Annotated in this window: 6 protein-coding genes; 2 read left to right on the top strand and 4 right to left on the bottom strand. The window is 44.6% G+C overall.

Translation table 11 applies throughout. The annotated features are described in order from the left end of the window. Positions 1-266 precede the first annotated feature (266 nt). Entirely contained in the window at positions 267-626 is a 360-nt protein-coding gene (locus tag QUA88_RS21070; protein WP_333052282.1) for a phage holin family protein, read from the bottom strand. Between the two features lie 223 nt (positions 627-849). Here QUA88_RS21070 and mrdA point away from each other — a divergent pair, with 223 nt between their 5' ends. Further along, on the top strand, positions 850-2,664 hold the full coding sequence (gene mrdA / locus QUA88_RS21065) for a penicillin-binding protein 2 (RefSeq protein WP_333052285.1): 1,815 nt from the start codon (positions 850-852) through the stop codon (positions 2,662-2,664). Here the strand turns inward: mrdA and QUA88_RS21060 are convergent, their stop codons facing one another. Both QUA88_RS21060 and QUA88_RS21055 read right to left on the bottom strand, forming a co-directional pair. Beyond that, on the bottom strand, positions 2,665-2,925 hold the full coding sequence (locus tag QUA88_RS21060; RefSeq protein WP_333052287.1) for a hypothetical protein: 261 nt from the start codon (positions 2,923-2,925) through the stop codon (positions 2,665-2,667). 195 nt (positions 2,926-3,120) lie between these two features. Next, positions 3,121-3,621: a pentapeptide repeat-containing protein gene (locus QUA88_RS21055; RefSeq protein ID WP_333052290.1), complete on the bottom strand. Its 501-nt coding sequence runs from the start codon at positions 3,619-3,621 to the stop codon at positions 3,121-3,123. Between the two features lie 198 nt (positions 3,622-3,819). On the opposite strand from QUA88_RS21055, the gene QUA88_RS21050 reads away from it, so the two are divergent. Further along, on the top strand, positions 3,820-4,308 hold the full coding sequence (locus QUA88_RS21050) for a pentapeptide repeat-containing protein (protein WP_333052292.1): 489 nt from the start codon (positions 3,820-3,822) through the stop codon (positions 4,306-4,308). A gap of 180 nt (positions 4,309-4,488) precedes the next feature. Here the strand turns inward: QUA88_RS21050 and QUA88_RS21045 are convergent. Next, the coding region (locus tag QUA88_RS21045) for a DNA/RNA non-specific endonuclease (protein ID WP_333273661.1) at positions 4,489-7,400 on the bottom strand (2,912 nt) is incomplete at its 5' end.

The following is a 7,400-nucleotide window of genomic DNA, read 5'->3' as shown; positions in this document are numbered from 1 at the left end:
AACGGATGTAACGGATGTAACGGATTGAAGGAAGTTCGGCAACGGATTGTTTAACGGATGTAACGGATGTAACGGATGTAACGGATTGAAGGAAGTTCGGCAACGGATTGTTTAACGGATGTAACGGATGTAACGGATGTAACGGATTGAAGGAAGAAGGGAGAAGAAATATTCGGCGATAGAAATCGGTTGTAGGCACACGAAACGCGCCAGCTAAGGGTGGGAAATATCGGGCGATTTCTATCGCCCTTTATCCGGGGAAGTTGCTAAATTAGTGCGCCGTTGATAAAGCTGCTAACTACAGCCAAGGCGATCGCCCCCAGTACCGCGCTCCAAAGGCCCATCCGCAAACTAAATCCTTCAACTAGCTTCGCAGCCGAGGCAAAAACAATCACGTTCATTACAAAAGCAAACGCGCCGGAAAGCAACCCCAACGTCAGTAGGTTCGGCACGAAAAAAACTGCTTTCAGAATTGGCAAAATTAAAACATTCAACATTCCCAAAACTGCAGCGGAAATTACTGCTTTCGGTGTGCTGTCAATTTCTACGCCGATCGGCAGTTGAGAAATCAGTAGCAAGCTGCTACCCGTCACCAGCCAAGCAATCAAAAAATCGATCGGTTCCACAGCGCTCGTACCTCCTTAACAGTTGAATTGTCAAAAAAACTTGATATTTAACATACATCTTATATACCTTAATCAAGCAATCCGGCTGATTCGTCTACCAACGGGCCGAATTTATGTCTGTCACTAAAGAGTGAGAAGTTATAATCGCTGTATCATAGGCAAAATAATCCGGATGGGAACCGTATCAACCTGTTAGTTGAATAAAAAGAGCAGATTAATTAATATGGCTGGCGATTTTTCTTTTAACTCTAAAGTCCGATTCGACAAAAATGGCTTGGACAATGCTTCACGGCAACGCAGCCGATCGCTCCAAGTTATGATTTTTATGCTGATCGTCACTACCTTGATGGCGCTACCAATATTTCGTCTAGCCGAATTGCAACTGATACAGGGAGCCTACAACCGACAGCGGGCGGAAAATAACCGTATTCGCCCTGTTTCAGTCCCAGCGACTCGCGGTCAAATTTTAGACCGCAACGGCAAAATTTTTGCGGCCAGCCGCGTATCTCGATCGGTCTATGTGTGGCCAAAAGAGCGATCGGCCAAGGAGTGGCAAGAGATCGCCGCTACACTGGGCCCGATCGTCAAACTTCCCGCGGCCGAAATTGTCAAAAAAATCGATGCCGCTGGCTACAGATCGGCCCTGCCAGTGCGAATTAGTAAGGATATTGATGTCGGTACTTTCGTCGCTTTGGGAGAACAAGCTAATAGTTTGCGGGGAGTTGAAATTCGCGTAGAATCGAGCCGAGACAATCCCCACCAGCAATTAGCAGCTCACCTTTTGGGGTACGTCGGCGAAGCTAGTTTAGAGCAATTAAAAGCTAATCCTGCATATCCGATGGGGATGCTCGTGGGTCAAATGGGAGTTGAAAAATTAGCCAATTCAACTTTAGAGGGCGTTTGGGGAAACCGTTTAATCGAGGTGAATGCTAAGGGCGAGGAAATCCAAGATTTAGGTGTAAAAGACCCTATTCCCGGCAAACCGGTGCAGCTAACTTTAGATTTAGATATGCAGAAAACTGCAGAAAAAGCTTTGGGCGATCGCCTGGGTGCAGTTGTGGCGATCGACGTAAAAACCGGAGCTCTTTTAACAATGGCTAGTTGGCCGACATTTGACCCCAATATTTTCACCCGCAAGGTGACTCAAACAGAATGGGAGCGGCTGCAAGGGCCAGAAAAACCGTTTTTAAATCGAGCCGTTCAAGGTTATCCAGTCGGTAGCACTTTTAAAATTGTCACTGCTATAGCGGGGATGGAGTCGGGCAAGTTTTCTCCTGACTCGACTGTGGCCACTTCTTCTTCAATTACGATCGGCGGAATTTCTTTTAACGAACACAGCGGCGGTTACGGCGTTATCGGTTTCCGCGACGCTTTAGCCTACAGCAGCAATACGTTTTTCTATCAAGTAGGTATGGCTGCCGGCCCCGAAGAAATGGCGAAAGCAGCTAAAAAAATGGGCATTGGCGGTACTATTAATTTAGACCTTTTGGGGTTGGAATCCGCCAATCACGGTCAAGTTCCGGTACCAGCAGAGAAACAGAAAATGTATGGGGAAGATTGGTATGTTGGGGATACGGTAACAATGTCGATCGGTCAAGGTTTGGTACTTTGTACTCCCTTAGAATTGGCTGTGATGGTGTCAACTGTTGCTAATGGCGGTTATCGAGTTCAGCCGCATTTATTGGCTTCTCAAACTAACACTCCTATTACCAAAAAAGTTCCCACAGGTATTAAGCCTGCCACTTTGAATGTTGTTCGCGAGGGATTGATTGACGTGGTGAAAAAAGGTACTGGCAAACGCATGAATGATGGTACTATTCCTTTAAGTGCTGGTAAGACTGGGACGGTGGAAATGCCCGGTCATCCTGACAATTCTATGTTTGTGGGTTTTGCTCCCGCTGACAAACCGGAAGTTGCGATCGCAGTTATAGTTGAAGGCGGCGGATTTGGTTCTGTATCGGCGGCACCAATTGCTCAAGAGGTATTCCGAACCTATTTTCAAAAGCAGGGTTTTAAACCTACTAATAAGCCTCTCTAGTCATTCGTTAATTGTTAACTGTTGACTGTTGACTGTTCTCATTTTGTCCAATAATTCGATCGCACTATTCTTGATATCTTGGAAAAGTGCGATCGAACAAAAGTTTTCCCCTACCAATCGTCTCACTTCCACGGTTGATAAATTCATCATTTGCGCTACCTGTTCCCGACTCATTCCAGAATTTAAGAGTTGAGTTACGAGCGATCGTAATGTTGACTCCGCTGCCAGTCGTCCCAGGTTTTCTTCGTTGTAAGTCTTCAAAGGGGTAAAAGGCGGTAAAAGGGCGATCGGCTAATATTGCTCTTTAGTAAATGCAGTATTAATGAAGATGAAGATTAGTTCAATTTTATTAAAAGTCAAGAGCCTGGTAGGCCTAGCAAGTTTTCCCGCCTACGTTGTTTGATTTAATAATATAAAGAAAGTTCACGAGCCGCTGTTACAGCGGCTCCAAGTGAATTAATACACACAAATACCTAGACGTTGGCACCCATCATTCCTCTCACTGCCATCGGGCATAATAGTGTGGCAGAAAATACATTCTTGTTCCAGCCAGTATTCGATGTCTACACCGGAAGCACCGAACAAATTAGAGCGATAGAAGTTGGTCTTCTCCACCAGGGTTTCATCCAACTCGGCACGTACCAAACAAGCATGAGTCAAGTCAGCTCCACTGAGGATCGATTGAGCGAGGGTAGCTCCATCCAAGCGGGTATGTTGCAGGATGGCGTTCTCCAGAGACACTTCAGCCAATTCGGCTCCAATCAGGTAAGTTCGAGAGAAGTCAGTTCCAATCATCGAACCCTGCAGAACAGCCCCGGAAAAATTGGCATCGCTCAAGATTGCTCCTTCCAAATATATGAACGCACTAACACGAATCCCAGCAAAGTTTCGCTCAAGAGCAGCATAACGTTCGAGCAATTCTGAGGCACTCATTTCAGTAAATAGCGATCCTTTCATAGGTCGTCTTCTCCTAAATCTCAATATACTGCTGAATAAAGGGATTACTCTAGGGTTGATTTAAGTGGTGTTAACTTGAACATTGCTTCGATTCTATCCTTAATAGGGTGGGGAATTGATTTAATATAAAAAGAGGCGCGATCGCTATTTAGTGAATGCAGTATTATTGATAGTGTAAATAGATTCAGGACATCCAACATGGACGTTGAAGAACTATATAGGCGATACGCTGCGGGAGAAAGGGATTTCTCAGGAGTTGATTTAAGTCATGCTGACTTAAACGTTGCTAACGTGACATACATCGAAGACCTCCAACCAGGTCAGAATGAGTTGAGTGGTATCAATCTCAGCGGTGCTAACTTGACTAGAGCCGATTTGAGTTATGTTAATCTCAGCGGTGCTAACTTGAGCAGTGCTAACCTAGAGTTTGCTACCCTATCGCTGACTATATTGACTGGTGCCAATTTGAGGGATGCTATCCTAGATTACGCTCAACTCTTAGGCGACCTAATTGATGTTGACTTGAGAGAAGCCAGCTTGTTTTGTACGCTATTGAATTGTACCAACCTGACCAGAGCCAACTTGATGGGGGCAACATTTCAAGTCAGTCCAAAGGGGCGTTTGATTTTTAGTGATACCATCATGCCAGATGGAACTATTAATAATGAAGATGAAAATTATGAGTAACCTAAATCATTTATGTAAGAGTGTGTAATAGTAATGCTGGCTGGATAGCATTTTCAAATATTTTGCTTTGCACAAATCATTTAGGTTCGCTATATATAGTTCAATTTCATTAAAAGTCAAGAGCCTGGTAAGCCAAGTCAGCTTTCCAGGCTACTTTGTTTGATGTCTAGACCATCAGCCTTATGATTCGATTATTTCCTCAATCTCGTCGGGAATATTTGAGAAAAAGTCAAGTCCAGTCAATTCCTCAACTTGGTTAACAGTCAGCTTCCATGTTTGCCAATTTCTCCAAGCAGCTTTGTTTTGTATGTCTGGAAGACTCAACCCTAATAAACTATTGAAAGGGTGAGGAACTGGTACCGGAAAATCTCCATTATTACCCACTGTGCCATTTGGATTAGTTGGTACATGATCTGGCTCAACTTCGTTGGGTGTCAAAATGCCATAAGTTCCAGCGTTAGCAATTGTGACATTAGCAGGAGTCAGTCCTGGTTGCTCTAAATCCAGTACAACCTTCCAAGTCCAACCAGGAATATTGATTCCTTTGTTAGTAAGAATTTGGGGGTTTGTTAATGTGCTAGGCTTCGAGTTATGACTGAAACGCTGCGGATTCAGATTGCTGCCATAACCCCCAGCAACAACATAAAGCTCTTTTGGGGTTTCAGTAATTGGATCGGTCTCAGTAATCTGTTTAAGAAAACCGTCGAAACTTGTCCATGCTGGACTATCAGGGATTTCTCCTCGGAAATCATTGTTATTATCATAATGCTGTGGAACTACATTTGTCAACAGAAAAGTGGCTATGTTGTCTTTTTCGCTATTGGTGCGGTGAGACGAAGGTAGCATATGCCCCTTTGAGTAATCACTGCCACGGTAGTCTTTATCTACGATCCGACCCCAGCTTTCAGGAATACTTTTATCTTCAATAAAGTCTATTTTTGAGCGAGGAGTTTCACCCAGCCACTTTCGATTCATTTGCCAACTTACCCATTTAGGAGTTTTACTGCTGTCATCATAAGCAGTGGCAAACTGTGCTTTCTCTAGCAAATAGTTATTGCTATCTGCAACGTCAAGGTCAGTTGTGTTCCTTGCATCTGAGGGATTTCCAAACAGTAGATGTTGACTTTTGAAAAATACATTATCTAAGTAAACAGTACCGCCACCAACTACTTCAAACTTGAGGGTTGCTACTTTACCGCGCAAATTGTCAGGTACCTCTATTTGGAAAGTCTCAAACCCTTCAATTCCATAATCAATCTTTTGGGTGTCTGCTAAATAAGCACCTGGTGTACGATTTGCTCGCGTCAAGTTGATGGATGATGAAACGCCTAAAGGACTTCCATCTGCTGCTGACAAAGTGACCAAAACATTTCTTCCTCGTTTCAGTTCTGCTTCGGGAACATGGAGGTCAAAGCGTAAATTTCCCCAATCAGGTACAACAAAACGGTTGTGGGTAATACTTTTGCCTGAGTCTAACTTCAGAGCATAATTAGCTTGAGTTCGATCTACTCCTATCCTATCCAGTTCTGCGTGCAAAGCCGGAGCCTGTGTTGCAGATAGCTGATTTACATCAACAAGATTGTTTGTAGTTACGCTCGCTGACGTTTCGCCATTATGAAAAGACCAGCCAGGAATCGCATCAGAAAAAATAGTCCGATTACCACCCTGCGGATTAAAAACCGCATCAAAATTGCCATTAAACAAAGTAGGAACCGCAAAATCTCCCCGCATTCTGGCATCATAAGTATTGTCAAAATCTACCGGTATGCGCTCTACATTCGTTTGGGGCCGCAACTCCGAACCGCCGCCCAAAACCGAATAAAACCACCCCGTACCAATTCCCTCCCAAGGAGCAGCATCAACACCATGTTCAAAACTGTGTTCCGGCGTATACCAAGGTGTAACCCGAGCAGAATTGTTCGCAATATCGCCAAATGAAAAGTCCTTATCGAACAAAGGTTCGCGATACCCATCGCCGCGTCGGCGGAAAATAGGATTAGCATCTAAGTTTTCATCGAACGGGAAGTTAGTTGGAAACAAATCTGATGTCCCCCCGTACCAACTCAAAACACGTCCGTGTACAGCTCCCCTTCCAGCAATACCAACAGTAGGATCGGTTTCCTTGGTAAACCCAGCACGACTGCTATTGTAATCTGGGTTATCTTTATTAGTTCCCAGAAAAACCGACAAATCCGGTTCTCCTAACAGCGGAGCAGTAGCATCGGGATTTTCTGACCTCCAACCTTCTCGCGGAAACTGAAGTCCGGGGGCTGTTTTGTTATCCTCAGTAGACGGAAGATTCGGAATATCCCGACCCGCAGGCGAAACCGTACCTCCTAATAAATCCGGTACTGTCTGATAGTAATTATCCGCAAAAGTGACATTTTCCCAAACCTGAACCTTCGGTTCGCGGAAATCGCCGAAATTATCTGTCACCACATTTAGCCCCGGTTGGTCGAAATCGTGGGGGTCTAAAGTTGTCATCTGAAGGTCGCGAATATTAGAGTTTTCTTTGCCACCAGCTTCAGGAAAATGAGTCCCCAAACGCTGAATAATTTCGCTGTTAACAACTGTTCCCCGACTGAAACCAACAAAATGCAGCGGTGAGTTTAAAATTGCTCCTTGTTTTGCGGTGCTATTTTCATCGATAAACAGTTGGTCTAATTGCACGAGAGAAGTAAAGAAAGCATCTGCCACTGCTTCGCTAAAACCTGAATCAGGAGCTGCCGATTCATTATTGTTCGACCAGTCATTCAGCAGCACTAACGGTTGATTGTTGTCAAGGTATGGAGCTATGTAACTCTCCAACTTGGTAAGATAGTCGGCGTCGTCTTCTGGATTCTCACCTGCTGGGAAATCTGGCGCAACCGCTCCATATTTGGTAACAGGAACCCAATAACCAGTAGCGAGGTCGTACCTCATCATCAAACCGTTGTCCTCAGCACCTGCATTGGCAATACTATTGCCCAGTTGGTAAAACTCTGAAGGAATTCCAGGGTTATCAAAAAAGGGAGCACTAAAGGGAGGCTTGAAGCCATGAGTCAGCACAGTTACGCTGGGGAAGACATCATTACCATCATCGGGCTCGGTCA

The organism is Microcoleus sp. D3_18_C2, assembly GCF_036702395.1.
GTDB lineage: Bacteria > Cyanobacteriota > Cyanobacteriia > Cyanobacteriales > Microcoleaceae > Microcoleus.
This window is presented reverse-complemented; position numbering and strand designations above follow the sequence as displayed.